The organism is Companilactobacillus allii (genome assembly GCF_001971585.1).
GTDB lineage: Bacteria > Bacillota > Bacilli > Lactobacillales > Lactobacillaceae > Companilactobacillus > Companilactobacillus allii.
Genome location: NZ_CP019323.1, coordinates 503,362 through 528,477 on the forward strand (window position 1 = coordinate 503,362; position 25,116 = coordinate 528,477).

General features: G+C 35.8%; 28 protein-coding genes. 13 read left to right on the forward strand and 15 right to left on the reverse strand.

The features are described 5' to 3' along the window. Positions 1-53: 53 nt before the first annotated feature. Positions 54-992 (forward strand): AEC family transporter, encoded by a 939-nt coding sequence (locus BTM29_RS02405; protein WP_076613981.1) that lies wholly within the window; start codon positions 54-56, stop codon positions 990-992. 139 nt (positions 993-1,131) lie between these two features. On the opposite strand, the gene BTM29_RS02410 is transcribed toward BTM29_RS02405, so the two are convergent. The 4 genes from BTM29_RS02410 to BTM29_RS02420 form a co-directional block, all read right to left on the reverse strand. After that, a complete protein-coding gene (locus tag BTM29_RS02410) occupies positions 1,132-1,692 on the reverse strand; it encodes a TMEM175 family protein (RefSeq protein WP_076613982.1) in 561 nt (186 codons plus the stop codon). 11 nt (positions 1,693-1,703) lie between these two features. Beyond that, on the reverse strand, positions 1,704-2,513 hold the full coding sequence (locus BTM29_RS12670) for a cation:proton antiporter (protein ID WP_125673059.1): 810 nt from the start codon (positions 2,511-2,513) through the stop codon (positions 1,704-1,706). A 60-nt stretch (positions 2,514-2,573) separates the two neighbouring features. Continuing rightward, positions 2,574-3,281, reverse strand: coding sequence for a cation:proton antiporter domain-containing protein (locus BTM29_RS12675; protein ID WP_083685902.1), 708 nt, complete (start codon positions 3,279-3,281; stop codon positions 2,574-2,576). A 111-nt stretch (positions 3,282-3,392) separates the two neighbouring features. Continuing rightward, positions 3,393-4,559: a MalY/PatB family protein gene (locus tag BTM29_RS02420; RefSeq protein ID WP_076613983.1), complete on the reverse strand. Its 1,167-nt coding sequence runs from the start codon at positions 4,557-4,559 to the stop codon at positions 3,393-3,395. A gap of 138 nt (positions 4,560-4,697) precedes the next feature. On the opposite strand from BTM29_RS02420, the gene BTM29_RS02425 reads away from it, so the two are divergent. Then, a complete protein-coding gene (locus BTM29_RS02425; RefSeq protein ID WP_076613984.1) occupies positions 4,698-6,113 on the forward strand; it encodes an amino acid permease in 1,416 nt (471 codons plus the stop codon). Here the strand turns inward: BTM29_RS02425 and BTM29_RS02430 are convergent. The 4 genes from BTM29_RS02430 to BTM29_RS02445 all read right to left on the reverse strand — a co-directional run bounded on the left by BTM29_RS02430 (position 6,094) and on the right by BTM29_RS02445 (position 9,366). Then, a complete protein-coding gene (locus BTM29_RS02430) occupies positions 6,094-7,146 on the reverse strand; it encodes a Fic family protein (protein WP_076613985.1) in 1,053 nt (350 codons plus the stop codon). The genes BTM29_RS02425 and BTM29_RS02430 overlap by 20 nt on opposite strands. A gap of 114 nt (positions 7,147-7,260) precedes the next feature. Beyond that, on the reverse strand, positions 7,261-8,247 hold the full coding sequence (locus BTM29_RS02435; RefSeq protein ID WP_225972220.1) for a zinc-binding dehydrogenase: 987 nt from the start codon (positions 8,245-8,247) through the stop codon (positions 7,261-7,263). 26 nt (positions 8,248-8,273) lie between these two features. After that, entirely contained in the window at positions 8,274-8,705 is a 432-nt protein-coding gene (locus BTM29_RS02440) for a hypothetical protein (RefSeq protein WP_076613986.1), read from the reverse strand. A 112-nt stretch (positions 8,706-8,817) separates the two neighbouring features. Next, positions 8,818-9,366: a GNAT family N-acetyltransferase gene (locus tag BTM29_RS02445; RefSeq protein ID WP_076613987.1), complete on the reverse strand. Its 549-nt coding sequence runs from the start codon at positions 9,364-9,366 to the stop codon at positions 8,818-8,820. Between the two features lie 212 nt (positions 9,367-9,578). On the opposite strand from BTM29_RS02445, the gene BTM29_RS02450 reads away from it, so the two are divergent. Then, entirely contained in the window at positions 9,579-10,004 is a 426-nt protein-coding gene (locus BTM29_RS02450; protein ID WP_076613988.1) for a MarR family winged helix-turn-helix transcriptional regulator, read from the forward strand. Positions 10,005-10,021: 17 nt separating this feature from the next. Continuing rightward, a complete protein-coding gene (locus tag BTM29_RS02455; protein WP_076613989.1) occupies positions 10,022-10,738 on the forward strand; it encodes an SDR family NAD(P)-dependent oxidoreductase in 717 nt (238 codons plus the stop codon). Positions 10,739-10,984: 246 nt separating this feature from the next. Here BTM29_RS02455 and guaB read toward each other — a convergent pair whose 3' ends face one another. Both guaB and BTM29_RS02465 read right to left on the reverse strand, forming a co-directional pair. Next, complete coding sequence (guaB, locus tag BTM29_RS02460; protein ID WP_076613990.1) at positions 10,985-12,463, reverse strand: IMP dehydrogenase; 1,479 nt, start codon at positions 12,461-12,463, stop codon at positions 10,985-10,987. 354 nt (positions 12,464-12,817) lie between these two features. Beyond that, positions 12,818-13,174, reverse strand: coding sequence for a hypothetical protein (locus BTM29_RS02465; protein ID WP_076613991.1), 357 nt, complete (start codon positions 13,172-13,174; stop codon positions 12,818-12,820). 145 nt (positions 13,175-13,319) lie between these two features. Between BTM29_RS02465 and BTM29_RS02470 the strand changes: the two genes are divergently transcribed. From BTM29_RS02470 to BTM29_RS02495, 6 genes are all read left to right on the forward strand, one after another. Continuing rightward, positions 13,320-13,655, forward strand: coding sequence for a DMT family transporter (locus tag BTM29_RS02470; RefSeq protein ID WP_076613992.1), 336 nt, complete (start codon positions 13,320-13,322; stop codon positions 13,653-13,655). After that, complete coding sequence (locus BTM29_RS02475; protein ID WP_076613993.1) at positions 13,655-13,969, forward strand: DMT family transporter; 315 nt, start codon at positions 13,655-13,657, stop codon at positions 13,967-13,969. The genes BTM29_RS02470 and BTM29_RS02475 overlap by 1 nt, the downstream gene beginning before the upstream one ends. 132 nt (positions 13,970-14,101) lie before the next feature. Further along, complete coding sequence (locus BTM29_RS02480; RefSeq protein ID WP_076613994.1) at positions 14,102-14,581, forward strand: DUF2975 domain-containing protein; 480 nt, start codon at positions 14,102-14,104, stop codon at positions 14,579-14,581. 9 nt (positions 14,582-14,590) lie between these two features. After that, positions 14,591-15,529 (forward strand): DUF2975 domain-containing protein, encoded by a 939-nt coding sequence (locus BTM29_RS02485; RefSeq protein WP_076613995.1) that lies wholly within the window; start codon positions 14,591-14,593, stop codon positions 15,527-15,529. Beyond that, entirely contained in the window at positions 15,526-15,732 is a 207-nt protein-coding gene (locus BTM29_RS02490; RefSeq protein WP_076613996.1) for a helix-turn-helix domain-containing protein, read from the forward strand. Before BTM29_RS02485 ends, BTM29_RS02490 begins: the two co-directional genes overlap by 4 nt. Before the next feature lie 54 nt (positions 15,733-15,786). Next, complete coding sequence (locus BTM29_RS02495; RefSeq protein ID WP_076613997.1) at positions 15,787-16,092, forward strand: nucleoside triphosphate pyrophosphohydrolase; 306 nt, start codon at positions 15,787-15,789, stop codon at positions 16,090-16,092. 63 nt (positions 16,093-16,155) lie between these two features. Here BTM29_RS02495 and BTM29_RS02500 read toward each other — a convergent pair whose 3' ends face one another. The 3 genes from BTM29_RS02500 to BTM29_RS02510 form a co-directional block, all read right to left on the reverse strand. Continuing rightward, positions 16,156-17,955 carry an oleate hydratase gene (locus tag BTM29_RS02500; protein WP_076613998.1) on the reverse strand — a complete coding sequence of 600 codons (1,800 nt, stop codon included), beginning with the start codon at positions 17,953-17,955 and terminating at the stop codon, positions 16,156-16,158. A 121-nt stretch (positions 17,956-18,076) separates the two neighbouring features. Next, entirely contained in the window at positions 18,077-18,631 is a 555-nt protein-coding gene (locus BTM29_RS02505) for a TetR/AcrR family transcriptional regulator (RefSeq protein ID WP_076613999.1), read from the reverse strand. A gap of 58 nt (positions 18,632-18,689) precedes the next feature. Continuing rightward, positions 18,690-19,613 carry a YczE/YyaS/YitT family protein gene (locus tag BTM29_RS02510; protein ID WP_076614000.1) on the reverse strand — a complete coding sequence of 308 codons (924 nt, stop codon included), beginning with the start codon at positions 19,611-19,613 and terminating at the stop codon, positions 18,690-18,692. A 134-nt stretch (positions 19,614-19,747) separates the two neighbouring features. Between BTM29_RS02510 and BTM29_RS02515 the strand changes: the two genes are divergently transcribed. The 3 genes from BTM29_RS02515 to BTM29_RS02525 all read left to right on the forward strand — a co-directional run bounded on the left by BTM29_RS02515 (position 19,748) and on the right by BTM29_RS02525 (position 22,368). Beyond that, positions 19,748-20,119, forward strand: coding sequence for a DUF1304 domain-containing protein (locus tag BTM29_RS02515; protein ID WP_076614001.1), 372 nt, complete (start codon positions 19,748-19,750; stop codon positions 20,117-20,119). 21 nt (positions 20,120-20,140) lie between these two features. Further along, the gene (locus BTM29_RS02520; protein ID WP_076614002.1) at positions 20,141-21,748 is read left to right on the forward strand and encodes a putative polysaccharide biosynthesis protein; all 1,608 of its coding nucleotides are present in this window, start codon (positions 20,141-20,143) and stop codon (positions 21,746-21,748) included. 98 nt (positions 21,749-21,846) lie between these two features. Then, complete coding sequence (locus BTM29_RS02525; RefSeq protein ID WP_076614003.1) at positions 21,847-22,368, forward strand: helix-turn-helix domain-containing protein; 522 nt, start codon at positions 21,847-21,849, stop codon at positions 22,366-22,368. A 35-nt stretch (positions 22,369-22,403) separates the two neighbouring features. On the opposite strand, the gene BTM29_RS02530 is transcribed toward BTM29_RS02525, so the two are convergent. Then, complete coding sequence (locus BTM29_RS02530) at positions 22,404-23,834, reverse strand: glycoside hydrolase family 32 protein (RefSeq protein WP_076614004.1); 1,431 nt, start codon at positions 23,832-23,834, stop codon at positions 22,404-22,406. A 9-nt stretch (positions 23,835-23,843) separates the two neighbouring features. Further along, a complete protein-coding gene (locus tag BTM29_RS02535; protein ID WP_076614005.1) occupies positions 23,844-25,067 on the reverse strand; it encodes an MFS transporter in 1,224 nt (407 codons plus the stop codon). Between the last annotated feature and the right edge of the window lie 49 nt (positions 25,068-25,116).

The following is a 25,116-nucleotide window of genomic DNA, read 5'->3' on the forward strand; positions in this document are numbered from 1 at the left end:
GATTGATTATGGTGTAATATAAAACACATATATTTTTTAAAGAGGCAATTTATATGGGAGTATTTTTTCAAAGTGTTCAGGGAATTTTAATTATCATTATTTTAATTGCAGTTGGTTATGTTTTGGCTCAAAAAAAGTGGTTCTCAGATGAATCAACCAAAATGATCGCCAAACTGGTTACACAAGTGGCTTTGCCAGCTTATATGATCTATACGATCACACACGACTTTACAGCCGCAAAACTAATTAAGTTATTACCTAATCTAGTGATTCCATGTTTATCTATGACTATCCTTATTGGAATATCGGTCATAATGATAAAGGTGCTTCACATTGATAAGGATCATCAAGGACTATTTTCATCAATGTTCTTCAATTCAAATACCGTATTCGTTGGTTTACCAGTCAATATGGCCTTATTTGGACCAGAAAGTCTACCTTATGTTTTGGTTTACTATATGGCCAATACGACCTTCTTTTGGACATTAGGAACTTATTTAATCCAAGTAGATGGCGAAAAAAAAGGAACTTTCAATTGGAAGACAACTATCGGTAAGTTGCTATCACCACCATTATTGGGTTTCATTATTGGTTTGATCTTAGTTATTCTACATATTCAGTTACCAAACTTTCTAATGTCTGATTTCCAATATGTTGGTAATTTAACGATCCCACTATCAATGATATTCATTGGTATTTCAATTTCTAACGCCGGTTTGACCAACGTCACCTTCCACAAGGAAAACGTCGGAGTGTTATTTGGAAGATTCATCTGTGCTCCACTATTGATGAGTGCCTTATTTCTATTCATTCCCGGCCCAGCATTAATGAAACAAGTCTTCATCATCCAAGCTGCCATGCCAGTCATGACCAACGCTCCAGTCGTTGCCAAGCTTTATCATGCGGATTCTAATTATGCGGCTATTATGGTCACAGAAACAACCGTTCTTAGTTTGTTCGTGGTTCCAGTTTTGATGATGATTATCAAATAGAACGTAACCATACACGGGTAATTTTTGAGCATTAACCTAAATAGTCCTAGTAATCACAAAGTGATTGCTAGGACTATTTAAGTTGAGCGGAAAAAATTGTGTATGATTACGCGTTTGCGAAGCAAACAAGGAAACAAAGTTAATTTTTAAAATTTGAAATTGACCAAAGGATCATATTTATCGTTATTCCGACAAATACAAATGGTGGAATAAAGAAAGTTATTAACAGAGAAATAAAGTTTATAAAAAATGATATCCATTCCAAATTTTTTGTTCTATTTATAATTTTCCCCGATTTAGTATCTGCTACTTTCTTGGTTACACTGTTTCGTAAAAAGGCAAATGACATATTATACAAAAGTATATTCACAGCATATAAAATTGCAGGTACTCTGGCGAGAATATCCGACCCCACCCAAGCTGTAGTTGCTGGTAACAACGATACCCAGAAAAGTAAGATTATATTGTACCAAAGAATTCTATTATCTATTTCTTTTACATGGACAAACAGATAATGGTGATTGATCCACATAGTTGAAATAGATAGAAAGGTAAATATATACGTAACAAATTGTGGCACTACACTTATAAGTGCATTGATACTATGATTATCCTCTGGCAATCGTAGTTCAAGTGTAAGTATGGTTAATATTATTGCCAAAACGGCATCAGTAAATGCCTCAAATCTCTCCTTTTTCATAATAATCCCCCTTATTCACGATAATCCAACACCAATGATTCAGATATCAGTAATTCACTATACACATCATAAATATATTGTGCCTCACTCAGTTCGACACCATCTAATAATTCATATAGAAATTCGCGTTCTTTTTCAAATGTATTCATCAAGATCTGTCGTTCCTCAACAGCTTGAAAACCACTGAAAGCATAACGTCTATTATTGACTCCTCGCCATTGAGCTAAGAATTCCTTAACTGTAGTCTTTCTTGTCTGATCCAACAGATCAAACGTGACACTTTCTTTAACAGCCGGTGATATCTCTAAGTCACGAACATAATTTATACCAACGCCAACCATCTTTTCTCTAACCCTTTTGGACTTAAGTAAGATGTCATCATCATCCAAAATTGGATTCAAGATGAACTTAAACAATATTGTTGGTACCAGCATACTCAAAATAATCACGACTGTTTCAGTCAAAAGTATCAAATCAAAATCAGTCCCTTTGATGCCCATTTCTGATAACGAAAACGAAAGAGCTAACGTAACGGCGCCATGAACCCCACCAAATGCAAAAGTTACAGCTTCAATTTTTGAGTTCTTAGACAAGAACCTGGCATATAGATACCTGATCGTCGTTGAAACCACATAGATAGTTATTCCGATCCACAGCCATTTCAAAGTTGTAGACAATTCAACCCGTTGGTCAGTTACAATCCTAGCAATTGAGATTCCAAGTACCACGAATACATAACTATTCAAAACTCCACCAACAAAACTGACCGTCTGATTGAAAAAGCTTAGATAGCGAGGTATCGAGAATCTACTTCGGCTCATTTCACCATTGAATATCAATCCGGCACTAACTACTGCAATGATTCCTGATAACTCGATTCTCTATGCCACTAGATAGATCAAAATCGGCGTTGCAAAGTAAATAAGTAAGTGTGATGAGGTCTCATTGAACCGACTTCTGATGATCATCTGACGAATAACCATCGTTATGAACGCTACACCTGCACCAAGAATTACTCCTCCCACTGCAGAAATCAAGAAATCTCCGAAATTTCTCGTGTATGATAATTCACCAGTTTTGAACCACAAGACAGCTGCTTGCAACAAGATGATTCCTGAAGCGTCATTAAATAATGACTCCATTTTCAAAACTACTTCAGTTCTTTTAGGAACATCTCTACCCTCACGTACTGAATCTAGCGCCGTTGCGTCCGTTGGTGTACTAATGGCGATCATAATTAGCGCCAACGGTAATCCAACCTTGAATATCTTATTAACTGCAAACAATCCAACCGTTGCTGAAATCAACGCCAAAATAATTGCGGTCCCTAAAATCTCCTTGAACTTTCTCTGAACCAAAAAGCTTCTCGTTTGTTGTCCATCAAAGAATAATAACGGTGCAATAACAAAGGACATAAAGAATTCTGAATCAAAGCCTATGACCAGCTTACTTATAAGAGGAATGCATGCAAAAATAATACCCATAAATAAATTAATATAAGTCCTAGGTATTACTTTGATAAACTTGGCCGCCAAATTACTAATGGCAACTAATACCAAAATAATGACTGCTGAAATATACAGATCCATATTCTTCCTCCCCTCAAAAAAATACAGCTCCCTTCAATTAGAAAAGAACTGTATACAAAGTTATTATTGAGATTATATTAAGACAATTTTTTTGTCAATTAATTAGTTATATTACTTATTGATATATGCGTGAATACCACGCTCTAGTCGATTCAAGCCATCTTGAACCCGTGACTTATTAGTAGCCAAGTTCATACGCAAAAACTCACTACCATTACCACGATACTTAGTACCTTCAGCAAGATACAAGCCAGTTTCTTTTCTAATAAACTCGTTTAGTTCAGCTGAATCATCTGTGACTTTAGTACAGTCGATCCAAGCTAGATAGGTGGCATCGCTTTTTAGAACAGTCAATTCAGGAATGTTTTTAGCAACATAATCAGACAATAGTTGACGATTAATACTGATATATTGTCTCAATTCACTCAACCAATCATGTCCCTTAGTATAGGCCGCAATTGTTCCATCGATCGCCAAAATCCCTGGTTCATTATGTCCATCTATAGAGATAGCACGTCTAACTTTGTTACGTAGATTCTCATTTGGTACAAACAAAGTTGATGCATGTAACATCGCTAGATTGAAGGTCTTAGTAGGTGATACCAGTGAAATACTGTTATCAATAATTGACTCATCCAGTGAAGCAAATGGAATGTATGAGTTATTTGGCATTGATAGATCACCATGGATCTCATCAGAAATAATCAAGACATCATTGTCCTTAGCCAATTGACCAATACGGCTCAATGTCTTTGCATCCCAAATATGTCCTGTCGGATTATGTGGATTGCAAACGATCATAACTGTAGTTTGTGGGTCAGATAGCTTATTTTTAAGATCTTCCCAATCAATCTGATAAGCATCGTTTTTATATGTAAGTTCACTGTTAGTGACATTACGTCCATTACTCTCAATTGCCTTATAAAATGAATTATAATTAGGCTCTTGCAACAGAATATTATCACCAACATCTGTCAGATGACGGATTATTGCTGAAATAGATGGCATAACTCCAGTACTGAAGACCATCCAGTCAGTCTCCGGTTTAAAATTGTGCTCCAGTTCAAACCAGTTCTTTACAGCTTCATAATAACTGTCCGGAACGAATTGATAGCCAAAGATCCCGCCATCAATTGATTTTTTCATAGCCTCCATAATTTCTGGTGCCGTTTGAAAATCCATGTCAGCTATCCACATAGGAAGTTCATTTTCCAAAACATCCCACTTCTCAGAATTAGTGTTACGACGATCAAACTCTTTATCAAAATCGTATGACATAATTTCACCCCTCAGTATTCATTGATTCAAATATTATCACTTTCACACTAGAAAAGTTTGTGTTAAAACTTCTATAGTACTCAAATTTATATTATACTAATATGATTAAAAAAAAATTAAAATGGGAGGCTTGAGTATATGCCGTCATTTTTCAGAAAAAAAGACGTTATAAATGACCTTAAAAATAAGGATACTGTCCTGGAGCGAACGCTAGGCTCAAAAGATCTGATCATTATGGGAGTCGGTGTTATCGTCGGTTCCGGTATTTTCATCACCCCAGGTATTATTGCCGCAAATTATGCTGGACCTGGTGTTATTTTCACATACCTCTTCGCAGCACTAGTTTGTATTGGCGCAGCATTTTGTTACTCCGAGTTTGCTTCAACTATTCCCTTAGCAGGTAGTGCTTACACATACTCTTATTCAGTTTATGGCGAAGTAGTTGCTTGGATAGTTGGCTGGTCGTTAGTATCTGAGTACCTCTTTGCGGCCGCATCAACGGCTGTCAGCTGGTCAGCATACTTTCGTAACCTATTAGCTGGATTTGGCATAACTCTCCCCAAAGCCTTACAATCGGCCGCTAACACAAGTGGTAATTCACAAGGAAGATTCGACATTATTGCCTTTGTGATCGTCTTGTTAGCGACAGTATTACTACTTCAAGGATTGACTGAATCAGTCAAGATCAATGCCATCATGGTCTACGTTAAGATATTTGTCATCTTATTATTCGTAGTCGTTGCCGCATTCTTCGTTAAACCCAAAAACTACAGTCCATTTCTACCATTTGGCTGGAGTGGTATCGGTAAAGGAGCATCAGTGGCATTTTATGCTTTCTTAGGCTTTGACGTCGTTTCAACTGCTAGTGAGGAAGTCAAGAATCCCAAAAGGAACATGCCGATTGGAATTATTGCCTCATTATTGATAGTCGCAGTTTTGTACAGTCTAGTATCCTTTGTCCTAGTTGGAGCGGTCAATTATAAGCAACTAAACGTTGCCGATCCAGTGGCACATGCACTAAATATCCTCAATCAAAATTGGGCATCAGGAATTATTTCACTTGGTGCCGTTATGGGAATGACGACTGTCCTTTTAGTAATCATGTATGGTGGTACTCGTTTGATCTACTCATTCAGTCGTGATGGCTTATTACCTAAGGGGTTCAAGTCCGTCAATAAGAATAGTATTCCTGCAAATAGCACAGTCTTGGTAGGATTAGCTGCAGCAATCGCAGCGGCTGTTTTACCAATTGAAAAAATAACTGAATTGGTCAATATCGGAACATTACTAGCCTTTGCCTCGACCTCGATCGGTGTCATTTTTCTTCGTCATGGTAAGAACACACGCGACTTGAAACCGGCGTTTAAAGTACCGCTATATCCAATCTTTCCACTGATTTCATTCTTTGCCTGCATCTATTTGATGACACAATTACAACCATTCACTTGGCATATGTACGGTATTTGGACTGGAATCGGTCTAGTGATTTACTTCGGTTATGGATATGGTCACAGTTTGATCAACAAGAAAAAAGCTAATTCAAAACGTATTTAGAAGCTCTTCCTTTACCAATGATTTTAATAATAGATTGTTCCCTTAATTCAGATAAAGCACGTTTGATGGTGATTTCACTATATTGAGGAATCAATTCAATTAAGTCACGTTTTGACAATGGTCTCAATTCACTTTGTAAATATTTTAAAACTAAGTCAGATGCTGAAACAGGCTGATCTTCTAAAGTATCTATTCTTTCATATAAGTTACGATATGCTTGTAAAACAATGCTTAAGAAGTAATTAATGAACGGCTTATAATCATTTTTGTTATCAAACCAATCTATTGAACTAGCTTTAAGAGATGAGTAATAATTCTCTTTTGTCTTCTCTATCAGCTGCTCAATACTAATATATTTACCAACATCAAAATCACTTTTGTACATTGTCAAAAGTAACAACAACCGAGACATTCGCCCATTACCATCGTTAAAGGGATGAACGGAAACAAAGTCAAAGATAAAAATTCCAGTCAATATTAATGCTGGAATTTTTTTTTCTTTCACTGCGTGATTATATTCATCACATAGGTTCTCAATTAATCCTGGCGTTAAATGAGATGGCGGTGGCATAAAGCGTATCTCCTTTTTACCATCAGAGTACTCTGTAATAATCTGATTGTCAGAATCTTTAAAATGACCACCCCAAGTACTATCTGTGTAATTAAATAATCTCTTATGTAAAGCCAATATTGAATTCTTACTAATAGGAATATATTGGAAATTATCATGAATCAAAGTTAACACATCTCGATACCCAGAAATCTCAGCCTCACTTCTATTATGAGGTTGCGTTTTATCTTCCACCAATTGCTTAAGTCTAGTATCACTGGTATATATTCCTTCAATTCTATTCGAAGCATCTGTACTTTGAACTTTAGCAATATCGACTAAATGGTCTAATACCGATTGAAAGTTAATTTGAACATTGAATAATTTTCCACGTAATTCATATATTTGATTTAACTTATTCACTATTTCATCGTTAAAAATAAATTCATTTAGGTCGGAGTAATTGAATTCTTTCAAGATCATCCCCTCCTTTTCGGTATCATTATACTATAAATGATACCGAAAAGAATTGAGTGATACCAAAAAAAACTAGCGTTATGGTCATCGCCATTAACGCTAGTTTTTTGTATTATTTTCTTATAGAACTACCACGTGTTTACCACTATATTTACCAGACTCTAAGTTTTCTTGAGCTTGACCAACTTCTGCTAGGCCATGATAGACTTTGGCAATCGGAACAGCCAATTTATCCTGTTCGACTTCCTTCAAGATATCATTAAATACCTTTGCTGGTAGATCATTAGCCTCACCAGCATAGCTCGTAAGAAAGGTTCCTGTTGGAATCATAAATGGTGAAAATTCATCTAAGGTCCACTTGCCTGACAAAGCACCTACGAAACACAACTTACCGCCCTCTTTTAAGAAGTTAATATCTTGAAGTAAGGATGTAGTACCAACCAGTTCTAACACTTTGTCCACACCATCAGGCATAATTTGATGCATGTTCTTTTCAAAGTCTTTATCATCCAATAATGGATAAGTTGCTCCATATTTTTCTAGAGTCGTTAAGCTCTCAGAATGACGTGTCGTTGAAATGACCTTTGCCCCAAGATATTTTGCTAGACTAGCTGCCATTAAACCAACTGTTGATGATCCACCTCGAATTAAAAGCGTCTCATTTTTTTGTAGATCTAATCCACGACTAAGTGACCCATAAGCCGTCTGTAACATCTCAGGTAAAGCACCGATAGTTCCCCAGTCAAGGTCAGTCGATATTGGTATAACGTTTTCTTCTTTGGCTTGTGTGTACTCTGCATAGGCGCCATCAATGGATCTTCCCAATCCACCCATCATCGTGGCTACCTTTTGACCAACTTCAAATGAACTGTTCTCACCAACTTCAGCAACTACTCCGACGCCTTCGATTCCTAGTATTCTTGGAAAAGAAAAATCAGCTGATGATTCCCCTTTACGACTAGTTACTTCTGACTCATTCACACCAAAGGCTTTGACCTTTATAACGACATAGCCTGGTTTTATCACTGGTCGATCTACTGATTCAGGTACCAATTCTTTTGTACTCGATTTTTGACTAATACGAATTGCCTTCATTTTATTGTCCATTATTGCATCTCGCTAACTTTATATTTTTAAACAATTGCTTTTTTACTACCGAATTCCATATCCATTGGTCGAATGAATGACCATGTTGATTGGATGACTTTCCAATCACTGCCTTCTTTTTGGTAAACTTCAATGCAATTGTATCGCATATCATTTAGGGATGTTTTTGCAAATAATTGATAAGTTAATACTGCCATATCCACACCGCTTTGTACTCTGGGATACAACATATCATATTTATCAGCAAATAACTTCCCTTCAACATTAGCTAACACCATTTTTTTGATTTCTTGATAAGTATCGACCCGTTTTTCAACAACACCATCAAAGTAAGAAAAGTTATTTTGTGACCAGATATCTAAGTATCCAGACGTATCGCCTTTAAACCACTTGTCTAGTGCACCTTTTTCTAGTGAGATAATCTTATTTGTTAGCGCTTCATTTGATTGTTCGGTCATTTATATTCTCCTTTGCTTTGTCACATCACGATACATTTCATTGTATGCCGTAACGTAACGTGACAGTCAACAAAGGATTTTTATACCAAAAAAGAGACCTTCCGGTCTCTTTTTAATTTGCCATTGGTAGTGATACTGGTAGGTTAAGTTTCTCGTAGCCAATATTGAACACTTGATCAGTATTACTACTATTTAGTACTTTTACATAGCCGGTTTCTTGGAATCCTGCTTTTTTAATAACATGTTGCATACCGAGATTTTCTTGATGTGTATCCACTCTGATGCCTTTAATTGACAGATTCAGTGCTAGTTCATCTAATACAGCATTGAACAGTTTCGTAGACAAACCAAGACCGCGATGCTTTGCGGAGACTGCTACACGATGTAGTGAAATATATTCACCCTCATCAGTTAACCATTTTCCGTCCAAAGTTTGATAGCTCATATCTGGACCCGGAATCGCTGAAACAGTGCCTAGGATTTCCTCATCTTGCGCCAGAACAAAGTTGTACCCATTTTGAATATCGTGGACTAAGACATCCATATTCGGATATTGTCCTCTCCATTGATTGATATTCTGGGCCGCCAGATGGGCCTTTCCTTCCAAGATAATTTGTTCGATTTGTGGTAGATCTTTCATTTCCGCATGACGTAACAACATTGTTCTCACTTCTTTACTTTTTATTTATCTCACTTTTTAATGCTTAGATATCTAAGCGTTAAATTATCGATAATTTAAGTTATAATACCAAAGTAACTGACTGTCAAGCATTTAATTATTAAATATCTAACTATAAGAAACTTAACCTATCAAACGTTATTACAGCAGGCTTATGATATAATTTATATAATTATGTAACGCTGGAGGAAACCATGGATGAGTATGCCCAGGAGATAAACGATTTATTACACTCAATACTTTTTAATCAACAACGACTCTTCAATGAAAAATCAAACAAATACGACTTAACAGTTCAACAGGCAAGAACCCTTGAACTGATCGAAAAGACACCCGGAATGATTCAGCGTCAGATTGCCGAATCATTGAGTATTCGAGATGCTAGTGTATCTAGTATGTTGAAGAATCTTGAACGTGACGGTTATGTTATCAGACGACGTGATCGTCATAGTGACCGTAATAAACGGATTTTTTTAACTGATAGAGGAACTTCAGTTATTAAAGAGTTGGGACATATGTTTGCTGAGGTTGAAAATCAAGTTGTTGAATCTTTATCTTCTACAGAAACTCAGGGATTACTCACGTTACTTCATAAAATGGATAATGAAATCAGTGAATGAAAAGGAGGTTTACTAACATGTCAAAAATATTCATTACTGGATCAACTGATGGACTCGGCTTATTGGCCGCAAAAAAGCTTTCATCAATGGGTCACGAAATTGTTCTACACGCCCGCAATCAAAAGAGAGCCGAAGATGTACATCAAGAATTGCCAAATTCTAAAATACTGATTGGGGACCTTTCTAACCAATCTGAAGTTAAAAATTTGGCCAAACAAATTAATGATATTGGACCTTTCGATACGATAATCTATAACGCCGGTGTGGCTTCTGCCAGTCACCAATTGATTTTCAAAATAAATGTATTGGCTCCATATTTACTAACAGCCTTGGTTGATAAGCCGAAACGACTTATCTATGTTTCATCAGGCATGCATAATGGAGCTTCTCTAGATCTTAACAATCTTGAAACAAACACTGATTATTCTTCATCCAAACTTCAAGTTTTGATACTGGCCAAAGCAATAGCTAGACTATGGCCAAATATTGCAACAAATGCTATTGATCCTGGCTGGGTACCAACCAAGATGGGTGGAAGTGGTGCTAATGATGATTTGGAACAGGGTTATGCTGGCCAAGTTTGGTTAGCAAGTACCAAAGATTCTTCAATTACTGGACAATACTTATACCATTTGAAACCTAGTCATTATGATAGTCGTGCAGACGATACTTCTTTGCAGGAAGAATTGTTAGATCAATTGGCAAAAATCACTGGTATACAACTGCCTCATTAGTTGTTTTGAAAACATTTGATTATAAAAAAATTGCTCGATTTGTTATGGAATAAGTTGTTTCATATTTTTTAGCGATGTTGTAAACATTTAGACCTTTCATTTTTCCCTGCTCTATATTGATGAAACGCGAGTCAAAACACAATTTATTCCGCTTAATTTAAAAAAGGCTGATATCTGCATACGCAAATATCAGCCTTTTTTAGATTAATGCTCAAAAATTATTCGTGTTTTGACTCGCTCTGAGTTTTAACGTACTGAATAATTAGGAGCTTCTTTTGTAATAGTAACATCATGTGGATGTGATTCTTTCAATCCGGCATTTGAAATTTGCACAAATTGTGCATCCTGTAATTCGATTAAGTTATGTGCACCGACATAGCCCATTCCTGAGCGTAGTCCACCTAACATTTGATAAATCACATCGCCAACGGCACCTTTAGCAGCGACACGACCTTCGATACCTTCTGGAACTAGTTTATTTGCTTCGTTAACTCCACTTTGGAAGTAACGATCTGATGAACCATGTGACATAGCAGCTAAACTACCCATTCCACGATAAGTCTTAAAACGGCGTCCTTGATAAATCTCGAAATCGCCAGGTGCTTCATCAGTACCAGCGAGCATTGAGCCAAGCATAACGGCGTTACCACCACCAGCTAGAGCTTTTACCATATCACCTGAATACTTGATACCACCATCAGCGATGATAGTCTTGCCATATTCATGAGCAACGCTAGCAGCGTCATAAACGGCTGTTAATTGAGGAACACCAACACCAGCAACGATTCTTGTTGTACAGATAGAACCAGGTCCAATACCTACTTTAACGACATCAACACCGGCATCGTAAAGGGCACGTGTACCTTCTGCTGTAGCAACATTACCAGCAATCAATGTAGCATCTGGGAATTTTTCACGAATATCTGAGATCTTACGCAAAACACCTGCTGAATGACCATGTGCTGTATCAATAATAATTGCGTCAGCACCAGCATTGAGTAATGCAGATGCACGATCAAATGTGTCGCTTGTAACGCCGACTGCAGCAGCTACAAGGAGTCTACCATATTGGTCTTTAGCGGCATTTGGGAACTGTTCAACTTTTTCAATATCCTTAATAGTTACTAAACCACCCAAACGACCTTCTTTATCGATCAATGGTAATTTTTCAATCTTGTATTTTTGTAGAATCTTTTCAGCATCTTCTAATGAAGTACCAACTGGAGCTGTAATCAAATTTTCGTGAGTCATAACAGTATCAATTTTTACTGAGTAATCACTGATAAAGCGAAGGTCACGGTTCGTAATAATTCCTACGAGTTTTAATTCTTCAGTATTAGAAACAATTGGAACACCGCTTATACGATAAGTATGCATTAAATCCTCAGCTGCACTTACCGGAGCGTCTACAGTTAGATAGATTGGATCGATAATAACTCCGTTTTCAGAACGTTTAACTTTTAAAACTTCGTCTGCTTGTTGTTCGATAGACATATTCTTATGAATAACACCCAAACCACCTTGACGAGCCATTGCGATGGCCATTGGTGCTTCTGTAACTGTATCCATACTTGCACTCAAGATTGGTGTATTCAACTTTATGTTCTTTGCTAATTGAACAGACAGATCAACCTCGTTTGGCAAAACATGACTTTCTGCAGGTATCAATAAAACGTCATCAAACGTGAATCCTTTTTTATCAAATTTTGTTTCCCATGCCGACATGAAGAAGCCTCCTATTTTTTCGTTTTACCTATTATATATAGATAAAATTTATAAACATGGTAGCTGATTTTCACGCGTTAGTCAATCAAACCGGGCCAGTATCCTGAAAAAATGAAAAAGTTTTTATTTTCATTTTTTTATTGAAAATGAGTTCAAAAATATTTTTTTACAATTAAATGCTAAAAAAGAGTTTGTGACATAACTCTTTTTCTACTCAAACTTGCAGTGAAAACGCGTGCCAAAACACAATTTTCTCCCTATAAGTCCAAAAAATCTATATTTACTTACGTAAATAACGACTTTTTGGACTTATAAACGAAAACTGAACGTGTTTTGTCACGCTCTCTTCCTAAACTATCGATCCATCTTAACGGCAACGACATCATAATTCCATATATTTCTCTTCTTCAAGTAGAATTCAAACGCCCGTTTTTCAAGACATAGTTGATATTTCAAGACATTATCTCTCTTTTCAATTGACTCATTGATACGATATAATTTGTGATTACGGTGTTTCATAAGATATCGCTCCGTCTTTTCATCCATGGAGACTTTTGATATTTCATGACTGTCTATTAATAAAGTGCTGCACGCAAAAATCATTCTTCGCCTTAACAGATCATTTACAATTAATGCTAAAATGATGCAGGTCAATACTAATAAAGCGATTCCTCCGTATATTTTAAATAATTCAACATTTACTCTATCCATTTTTATCAACTACTTTGTCTGATTTATTTAAATTTATGGTATCATTTTAAAGTTTTTTCTATCAATTCTTACGCTCAAAACGTGATTGACTAATAGTACATATCACGTAAATTAGTTATTATCACAATCTATCGAGGTGGCAATTATGTCCAGAAGTTGGTTTGAAATTTTCATCGGTGCTTTACTGGAAGTGATCTGGGTTTCTGCAATGAAACACAGTCATTCACTTATATCAGCAGTCATCGTTATCGCAATTTTGATTTTTAGTTTTTATCTTATGATCGACGCCAGTAAGAATATCCCCGCTGGTACGACCTACGCTGTTTATGTTGGTCTAGGATCGCTATTTGTCGTATTAGCAGGCGTTTTGGTCTATCACGAGTCATTTAGTTGGGCAAGGCTGTTTTTCATAATCCTCCTAACTATCGGCGTAATAGGGCTCAAAGTTGTAACTGATATTGAAGAAAGACAGGCACATTAATGGATTGGATTTTTCTAATATTAGCCGGTTGTGGTGAGATGTCTGGAGTGACCTTTTTGGGATTTTACTCTGCATCTAAGAAAAAGCTGGCTCTAGTCGGTATGGTTACTTCGTTTGTCTTCAGTTTTTCATTATTGTATTTATCACTACAGACACTACCCATGTCAATTGCCTACTCCATTTGGACGGGAATTGGAGCAGCTGGTGGATCATTGATGAATATGTGGATATTTCACGAATCTAGAAGCTTCAAACGATTCTTTTTTATTTTTCTGATCATCATTGCTGTGATCGGTCTCAAATTTGTAAATTAATTAGCGTAACAGACATAATTGTATTTAGAAAATTATGATTTGTTACGCTTTTTTATTATTATTCAATAATTATTTATTGTTTATCGATAAAATAATGCTATACTCAAATTACAAATCATTACGAGGTGCTTCATGAAAAAAGAGACGATATTTTTGAGAATAACAATCTATGTTTTTGCACTAATCATGGCAGCTATATGCATAATCGTTGCTCCACATTATATTATTGGAGCCAATAACCTGATGCCAAACAAACCAATACTAACAATCATCTTTGGTGTTGGATTGTATGCGACTGCTATTTTATTCTACTTAGTTTTATATCAAGCTATGAAACTACTTAATCTAATCGATCATAACTCAGCATTTTCCAACAAGGCTGTCATCGCACTTAAAACCATCAAGATCTACGCTTATATCATGTGTGCAATCTATATTCTTGAATCACCAGTTTTCTTTGTATTCGCTGATAGAGACGACGCCCCTGGGGTAATCCTAGTTTGTGCCGTTTTGGCAGGAGCTTCATTAGTCATCGCAATATTTGCTAGTATGTTACAAAAGCTCCTCCACCATGCAATCGAAATCAAATCAGAAAACGACCTTACTATCTAGGAGGTTCCTATGAAAATATCAACGATTTCTTTAAGACTTATCCTCTGTATCATCGCTGCCTTATTAACATCTTTTACAGTGTCAATGTTCCCATCCCTCCTTATGTTCATGCATGATAACGGCGTTACGACCTTCAATATAGTAACTTTTGGAATATTACTTTTTGCTTCAGCAATCTGTTCATATGGGATAATTATCTTGGCTTGGCGCTTATTGTTCTTGATAGATCGTAATCGCTTGTTCTCAGGATCCAGCATCTTTACCTTTAAAATCATCAAATACCTTTTCTATACAATCGCCATCGTTTATTGCTTAGCCGTATTTGGTGTTTTTAAACTTATCAGTATTCAACACATCCCCGCACCCTTTGTAGTAGAAATTATCCTAATAATATTGGGCACAACACTCGGTGTATTCACCAGCCTATTACAAAGAATCATGCAAAATACTGTAGAGCACAGAAGTGATCCGTCTAAATCTCAAACAATATATTTACGTATAATTCTTATTATTCTAGTAATCTTCTTAACATTGATTCTTTTATACTTATTCCCTAATTTCATCTCTGGTGGATATGAAAATAAGCCATCTAATGCCGTCAAAGTCTTCTTCAGTCTGGGATTATATCTCTCCGGAATCATATCCTATCTCATAATTTACTATTCTTGGAAATTACTGTATCTTGTTGATAATAAGAACCTTTTCACCAAATCTGGAATACTTTCTTTGAAGAGGATCAAACAACTATTCTTTTCTATTACCATTATTTATGTGCTCTTGTCACCTATTTTTACGCAAATAGTCTCTGACGACGACTCGCCAATTGGAGTATTGTTAAATGTCTTTTTAATTATGCTTTCTTTGATGCTTGGCCTATTTGTCAATGTTCTCCAAAAAAATTCCACACGTGTAATGAATCCTAATTCAGAAAAAGAGTTAAACCTATGATAGTAATAAACTTAGACGTTATGTTAGCAAAAAGAAAAATGAGTTTAACGCAACTCTCACAAGAAGTTGGCGTCACAATGGCCAATTTATCCATCCTCAAAAACGGTAAAGCCAAAGCTATGCGATTCTCCACTCTTGAAGCGATTTGTCAGGCACTAGAATGCCAGCCTGGCGACATTTTGGAGTATAAATCAAACCTCTGAATCAATAATTATGGTAAAATCCTCGTACATACTATCTTTAGGGGGATATGTTATATGAAAAAATTGGTCCGCGATAAAATACCAGACATTGTCGGAGACAAAGCAAAATTTGATATATTATCTAATCAAGACTATCGGTCCCTTCTTCGCGACAAATTAGTTGAAGAAGCCACAGAGGTTAAATTATCTACAACTCGCGCAAACCTTGTTGAAGAACTAGGGGATCTTGAAGAAGTTATGCGTGCAATATTAGAAGATGCATCAATAAATTATGAAGAAATGGATAGCATTCGCCAATCAAAAGTTATGCAACATGGTAAGTTTGAAGGCAAACATGTTATGCACCTCCAAGATAATTAAATATCAAAAGGATCCGACAAGAAATTTGTCGGATCCTTTTTTAGGTAGGTGAGATATTTGTTATTATTTTGTATGCATTGCTTTAGGGTGTAGGACTGATTCCTTAGTTGGAATTGTCTTATCACGTCCCAAGTACATTTGATAATATGGCGGAACATTATTGACTAGATGTAATAGTTGTTGAGTAACAAGTGGAATCGACTCAGGAGTAATAGTTGGCAGGTCACTTTCTGTGACTTTACCGCTGATACCTCTGAATCTCTTGATACGTTCTAAGAGATAACGAACATCATAACGAGAAGGGTTCACTTCTAAGACGTCTTTTTCAACCCCTAGTAATTCATATACCGCTTCTAATCCAGTTCGGACTGAAGTTTCAACTGTAAAGACAACGTCATCATCAATTTCGATGAATTGTCCTAATAGACCTAGATTTGTACAACCATCGGGAACGACTTTTGGACGATCACCTAATTTTCTTGGCATGAACTGACTTGTACAATAAGGCATCATTGCTGTAGACATATAAGTATGAGCTAAAACTTCATCCTTAATATCCAACATACCCAAGTGATACAAGAGTTCTGTCATGATTTCGTCGCCGGTACAGTCCCACATACGCTTATTTACGTAATTACCAACATTTTCACCGTATAAACCATATCCCCAGCCAACTTCTTCATCATCTGCTTGGTATGGGAAAAATGGCTTATGATGGATTTCAAATGACATATCCCAATTAGAATCTTTAAATGTCATCAAACCACCTGTACCGGCCTTACTACCAGATAATTCTTCAATACGTTTGAAGAACTCCGGATAGTCTTTAACAGTTGGGAAAAATGAGATCCACTTAGTTTTATCTATTTGACCAAGGAATTTCTCAGGATGACCAAATTTAACATCTTTTTTAGCCAAATTCTTCCAAATAGTAAAAGTTCCCATATCCTTTGTATCGGTATTAGTAATAGCAACTGTTTTGTTGTCACCAAATGTACTATTTTCACTGATAGAACCGGTAGTTACAAATACTAAGTCCTGCATGGCAACAGGAATCTGCACTTTTTCACCATTCTTATGGGCTAGTATTTCTTGAACAGTGTCATTTTTATCATCTAATGCCAAATCGTATACAGCAAAGTTATTTACAAAATTAACACCTTTGTCGATCAAGAATCTCTCGATAGGAAGAATAATTGCGTCATATTCGTTATATTTAGTATGAATGAATCCCTCGAGATATTCATGACGACTTATAAAGGTGAATCTTTGCCAATAACGACGACATTCAATAACACTGTGATAATCTTTGAAAGCTAGTTGGCTGTGGAAGCAAGTCCAAAAATTAGTTCTGAAGAAATCTTTATCAAAGAAATCATTCAAACTCTTATCAGCTAGTTCTTCCTCAGAAGAAGCAACAATCTGACTCATTGCTTGTGCATATTGCGGAGCAAGCTTGTATTCATGATAATGACCATCGATCTTACCCTGGTCGACAATTACACGTGCTTCACTATGAATAGGCTCATCACGATTGAAATCAACAACATCATCAAGTACCGTTCTTCCCTCATTTTCTAGTGAGGGGATCTTACTACAAAGATACCAAAGACACTCCATGTATGGTTCTAATTCACGTTCAGCACGACAGAGATAGCCTTGATTACTCTTGGCTCCATCCATAGAACCACCCATAACTGGCTTCTTTTCGTAGATGGTAATATTCTTGGCTGGCATTTTAGCATCATCAATCAAGAATACTGCGGTAGCTAAACCGGCGATTCCTCCACCGACGATATTAGCTTTACGAGCATCCACTCCAACAACTTTTTTGGGATGATACATAGTTTTATAAATATTCATATTACGGCCTTCTTTCATTTTGTATCTGCCATGAACCAACGATAATACCGTTATATGATTGAAACAATTTACAAAAAAAGAGATATGTAAACTATCTTTACACATCCCTCTATCTGTAAATCTATTTAGCATATTTATTAAGTGCCTTTTTGAAATCACCTTCAACTAAGACTCCAGTTTGCTCAACTATATCCTTAGGATCATCCTTCATTCCATCTTTGACCCATTCAAAAATCAAAGAAATAAATGCCAAACTATAAAAGTGAGCAATGAAATCCTTATGATTCTGCTCAACTGACATATCAATGGCCTGACGTTCCACGACAACGATAATGTAGCTATAGATGACCTCATATAAATACTTCTCCAACAAATCACGATAGACTGATTGATAAGTATTCAACACCAAATTCTTATTCTTTTTGATTTCTATCATGACATTATAGAAACCACGTTGCCAATTCTCATAATCAGAAACATTGGCCAAAGCCTTATCAGCCGCTTCACTTGCAGTCCACTCCACTAATTCATATATGTCTGAAAAGTGATTATAGAATGTTTGCCGTGTCAAATCACAACTAGTCACGATATCTTTAACGGTGATTTTGTCGACCTGTTCATTTTGAAGAATTGATACTAGTGAATCAGACAGAATTCTCTTAGTACTGACTTGCATATAACTCATCCCTTCGAAATCATAAAGTCGTTGGGATAATTATATAATTTTTTTAATATTATTTCTCATTTTCTTGACGCTTGATATTTTCCTTACTCAACAAGTCGTATTGTTCCTTATAATCCAGATATAATTTCTCAGAATCATTCATATTACGCTTAACATTTTTCAATTCTGACTCTAATTCCGCGTCTGAATAATCTGACAAATGTAGCTGTACATGGAACGTTTCATTATACACATTGCTTACATATCGATAACTAACTTGCCCAAACGCGACCAATCCGTGTCCAACTTGTTTCATACTTGGCTTTTCACTGAAATGATCGATACTTTGAACTAACTTCTTACTAACACGACCATTCCAATAAGTGATCAATGGTCCCGCGAAGAAAGCGACGATAATAGTAGCGATACCAACTGGTCCACTAGCCAAAACTGCGGCCACTAAGAAAAGAATATCTTGGATCATTCTGGCAATTTTATATTTAATATGTAGTCGAGCTGATGCAATTGGCGCAATAGCATCATATGGTGCAACACCCAGACTTGGTGTCATATAAATCGATGTACCAAATGTAAACAATAATAATCCAATCACTAAGTCTGCGACAATAACTAAAGGCGTTACACTACCGCTATAAAAGTGTTGATAGAGTTGTGAGAACCATTCGATCTCATAACCGACCAAGACCATATTGAGAATAGTTCCGATACCGATCTTCTTACGATCCAAAATGACAATGAAAACAAAAATAATCAAATTGACTCCAAGTTGAAATGTTCCTAGACTCATATTGAATCTAGCAGATAGTCCTGTATTCATGGCTGTAAAAGGATCCAGACCTACTCGACCCTCACGCAAAAAGGCCGCTCCTAATGACAAGATCATAATCCCAATAAAGGACATAATAGTCTTCATAACCGTATTAACGATCTTATTTCTCACTTGCTGATTATTTGATTTACCTGATTCATCCATATAAATCCTCCTGAAAAGTCTAAGATTACAGATATCTTAAAAGGATTACCAATTCATTGCAAGCCGTTTACACATTGTGAACAAAAGGAAAACGGTTTATTATAGTAGAATACCCTAAGAGGAGGGAATAATTTATGGAGATTCTCACTTTATTTCTAGTCGCACTAGTTGCACTAGAACATATTGGAATTGCTTTTTTAGAAATGTTTGCGGAGCCAAAAAAACAAGCAGCCGCCTTCGATATGCCTTTAGATTTTGTTAAACAAAAAAATGCTCAACTTGCTCTATCCAACCAAGGAATTTATAACGGTATGCTGGGAGTACTTATCCTAGCAATGATCCTTTTCTTTACTGGTTCAGTTTTAAAGATCATCATGATCAGTTTGATGATATATATCATTGTTGTTGCCGTATATGGTGCTTTTACAGCTACTAAAAAGATTCTTTATTTACAAGGATTACCTGCATTGATTGCACTTATTTTTGTAATTGTATTCTACAAATAGGAAACAGATAGGAAATTATCGATGAAAAAAGATTCACTACTTAAAAGTTCACTCTGGATTTCGATTTCTGGTATTTTTTCAAGAATTCTAGCTGTTATTTACATTATTCCCTGGAACATCTGGATCGGTGCCGCTTCACTTGGTGCCGCCAATGCGTTATATGGGAAAGTTTATAATATCTACAATCTTTTCTTGATCATTGCTACAGCAGGTATCCCATCTGCTATATCCAAAGAAGTCGCCGCGCATAATGCTCTGGGGCGTTATGATCAATCTGAAAAGTTACTCAAAAAATATACGTTTTATATGACTTTGGTAGGGATTGTCCTTGCCGCGTTGATGTTCTTTGGTTCTAAATATGTCGCAATAATATTTGCCGCTGGAGATATGCGTGTTGTTACACCCATCAAGTATTTGAGTGTAGCGATTTTGATTATTCCCGCTTTAGGAATAATGCGTGGTTATATTCAAGGATATGCTTTCATATCATTCTCTGCCTTTTCACAAGTTATTGAGCAAATTGCCCGTGTTGCCTACATGTTGTACGCAACATATACCATTATGGTCATTCAAAATGGTAGTTATACTAGTGCTGTTAACCAATCTACCTTTGCATCATTCATTGGAGCTACACTAGCTTACCTGTTCCTTATCTGGATGAGGTTACGTGTTAGAAAGTCAATTCCTGCAGAAGACATTAAGACCTCTGCTGAGGTTCCTGATAGTGAATTAACACAAGTCAACTTTGGCTCAATGTTGAAATCAGCTATTCCTTTCTTACTAGTAGATACGATCATGACTGTTTTGCAGTTATTTGATCAAACTAGCTTTGTACTTATCTACCAAAATGTTCTCCACGCTAGCCAACATACTATCGATAATCTTTATTCTATGTTTGGATTCCAAGCTAACAAGTTGATCATGGTCTTAGTATCTCTTGCAATCTCTGTTTCCGCATCAGTTATTCCGGCCCTTTCAGCACAAATAAGTCGTAAGTCTAAGTTTGAAGATATCCAGAAATTGCTTAGAAACATGGTTCAATTCACTATTTTCATTATTCTACCTGCAACCTTTGGGATGATGGGAATCGGTCGTCACCTCTGGACTGCATTTTATATACCTAGTTCACTTGGTACAGCCATTCTAGCAGTATCATGTATTGAAGCTTTCTTCTATTGTATATTCATGATTTTGGAAAATATCTTACAAGTAGATAAGAAGACTAAGACATCTATGATCTACCTAGCACTTGCCTATTTAATAAAAATAGCACTTCAATATCCATTAACCATTTATATGGGGGCTTTTGGCCCAGTTGTCGCAACGACAATCGCCTTCATGGTCATGGGACATTTTGCCTTCAGAATCATTAATAAACAATACCAACTAATTGATAAATTATTAGGATTAAGTTTACTAAAGATCTTTCTTGATTCAGCCATTATGTTAGTAGTCGTCTACGGTGCTGACGTGTTATTATCTAACTTCATCAATGGTCAAACCAAGATTGGAGCCGCCATTATCCTATCTATATGTGCCGTTATCGGTATTATCGTTTATGGATACTTAACTTATAGAGATGGCTCTTTGAAGATCCTCAAAGCTATCCGTGGTACTGATATTTATTAAGGCTTCTGCGTTATAACGCCTATATAGAAACTACTTTCTATCGTCAAACTCTTTTTTGTAGTGTAATTTAAAAGTATGCAAGAAACGAGGAGATAACAATGGAAATCAGCAAGATTGTAAAAAATAAACGTAATGAATTAAACCTCACGCAAAATGATCTAGCAAAATCTCTATATGTGTCCAAACGTTCCATAACAAATTGGGAAACCGGTAAAACAACCCCCGATATCGATACTCTAGTGAGACTAGCAAAGTTGTATGATATTTCTTTAGACGATCTATTGTTAGATAACAAAAAAGCCGTTAATAATATAAAGAAACAAGCCAAGCTTGCTCTATTGAATAAACATTTAATAGCGACAGTTATAACGTTTGTAGCCCTTTTGTTCACACTGTCTACTACTGGACTCTTCGGTGATTTGGCTAAGCCTGTTTTTACAGCTATTTATATCGGCGCATTAGCCAACATTGTTTCTATGGTATATTTTCTTGATGAAATTAATAAATTAGAAGATAAATCAGAACAGGACTTAGAAAAAAGTGCTATAAAATGGACATTTTTGGGATTTATTAGCGTAATTTTGAGCATTATTATTATCGTTATGATTAAATATGGATGAAAAAAGCAGCCAATTGGCTGCTTTTTTATTGTCTTCTAATATTCAATTGCATTTTTATCTAATTGATAAATATCATAACTAACTGATGATTTACCATTTGATAACAAACTAAATTTAAGAGTATCCTCACTATAAATTCGTTCAGTAAAAGTAGCATCACCATCATTAATAAATATTTCAACAGAACTCGTATCAACTAATATATGTAGCTTCAATTTACTAGATGGATTAATTACGGACTCTCTAATCCCATCATCTCCAAATCTATTAACTACTACACGATTGTTATCCTTAAAATACTTAAACTCTAACATCTCATTATTGTCAGTATCTTTCAGACAAAAGCCAAGTTCACTAGCCTCGCTGATATCAAAGTCTACTAATGCCTCATATTGCTTACTGTTAAATTCTAATAACTGTTCTCCGTCAATATCAGTGTTACCTTGCATCAACTTGTTAGTACGAAGTGACTTCAGTTCATCAACCGGTTTCATATAAAGCTTATCATTTTTCAATGTTAATTCTCTAGGAAAAATAAGGGCTCCTGACCAACCATCTTCTTTTTCAGGAAATTCGCTCCCCCACATGTCCATCCATCCAAACAATAATCTGCGACCGTCAGGTGCAAGCATAGTTTGTGTAGCATAAAAATCATGCCCACTATCTAATTCTTGGAAATTGCTTCGATCGAACTTATTATATTTGTAATTAAAATCACCAGTCATATAACCTGTTTCATTTTCATTATTATATCTAATTCCGTCAGCCTTAATACCTTGTGGAGACATTAATAATACCTGCTTGTCGCCCAAAGGAAATAGATCAGGACATTCCCACATGTAGCCTTCTTTTTCACGATCAACTGATTTAGCGGTTGGACCTAAATAATTCCAATCAATTAAATTATCTGATTTATAAAGTAATACACGGCCTAAATTATCCTTACTTTGACTCCCCAAAATTAGATACCAACTACCATTTTCATACCATACTTTAGGATCTCTAAAATGTTGAGTATTATCTTCAGGGGCTTGAGAAATTATAGGATTATTTTCGTACTTCTTAAAGTTTATGCCATCCTCACTAATTGCCAAATTTTGATTTTGCCAGAAATGATCGTGATCATCATCTCCCTCATAATAATGATGTCCTGTATATATTAAATACATTTTATCGTCATGAACAACGGCACTTCCAGAGAAACAACCATCCATATCTTCTTTATCACCTGGTGTAAGTGCGATTGGTAATGTTTCCCAATGTACTAAATCTTTACTACGAGCATGACCCCAATGCATTGGGCCCCATTCTGCAGCAAATGGATAATGTTGATAAAAGATATGATAATATCCTTTAAAATAGCAGAATCCATTTGGATCATTAATCCAACCTGATTTTGCGGCTAGATGATAACCTAACCTATAACGATCATTTGTTATTTCTATTGGTTTTAAAATTTCTTGCATAATAAACTCCTATACATGTCCGATTTGTGGTGTATCAATTTCTTGGTGATTCGACTTTTTTAAAGTGAATACCGCTATTAGTGCAAACGTAAATACAAAGATTCCTAGGTACAAATACGTTGTTTTGAATCCAATTTGGTCATATAATTTACCAACTAATGATGATAGAACGATAGTTCCTATTTGACCGGAGAACTGATAACCAACCAAATATAGAATTGATGAAAGTCTCGATTCAAAGTTAGCATCCAAATATTTGAAGACTGCAACTAATAGAATTGGTAATTCAAGTGAATGAATTAATTTCATCATTGATATTAAAATTGGACCACTGACTATTCCTGAACCTGTGATACGAAATGCCATTAAAAATCCTGCTAATAATAGCGAATTTCTCGCACCAATTTTATTAACTATCTTAGGTGCAACAAACATCATTCCTGCTTCTAGAAAAACTTGGAACGAATTAAGATAACCAAACATTAGATTACCTTCTTTTACAGTGTTGAATTGCTCTGCAAAATATCTTGGAAATTGCTGATCATAAACTCCATATACACATGTAACTCCCAAAACAAAGATAATGAAAAACCAGAAATCTTTCATTTTGAATAGATTAAAAACATCTACTACTTTTACTGATTGTGCTTTTTTTACTTCAACATCAGAAACTTCAATTCTAAGAGATAGCATAATAACAAACATAATAATTGCGGCAATAGATGCAATCCAGAAATTATAGTTTGGATTGATATTAAATAATTGTCCAGCGAAGAAAGTTGCTGCGGCCCATCCTAATGAACCCCACATACGTGCACGTCCATACTCAAAATCATACTTACGACTTATTTTTTCAACATATGACTCAATAGCTCCACATGATGCTAAATATCCAATTCCTAAGAATAATCCACCAGCGATTGAACCTAACAAAACATTATATTTTAGCAATGGACCATATACGTAAATGAAAAATGGACCAGTAAAGATTAAAATACCACTTAAACCAACCAATAAATTTTTGCGTACACCCAACTTATCAGAAATAAAACCGTAAAGTGGTTGCATCAATAAAGTAAATCCTGCATTAATACCAAAAATCAATCCTGTAGCTGCACCATTCAAATGAATCTCTTGTCCTAGCCAAATGGCAAATAACGAATAACATGCGGACCAACTGACGAAGAAAAAGAAGAAGAATGCACTTAGCTTAAAATAAACTTGTTTTCTCATAATGGCTCTCCTATTTTATTTTATACCAACCGGTTGACATACAATAACT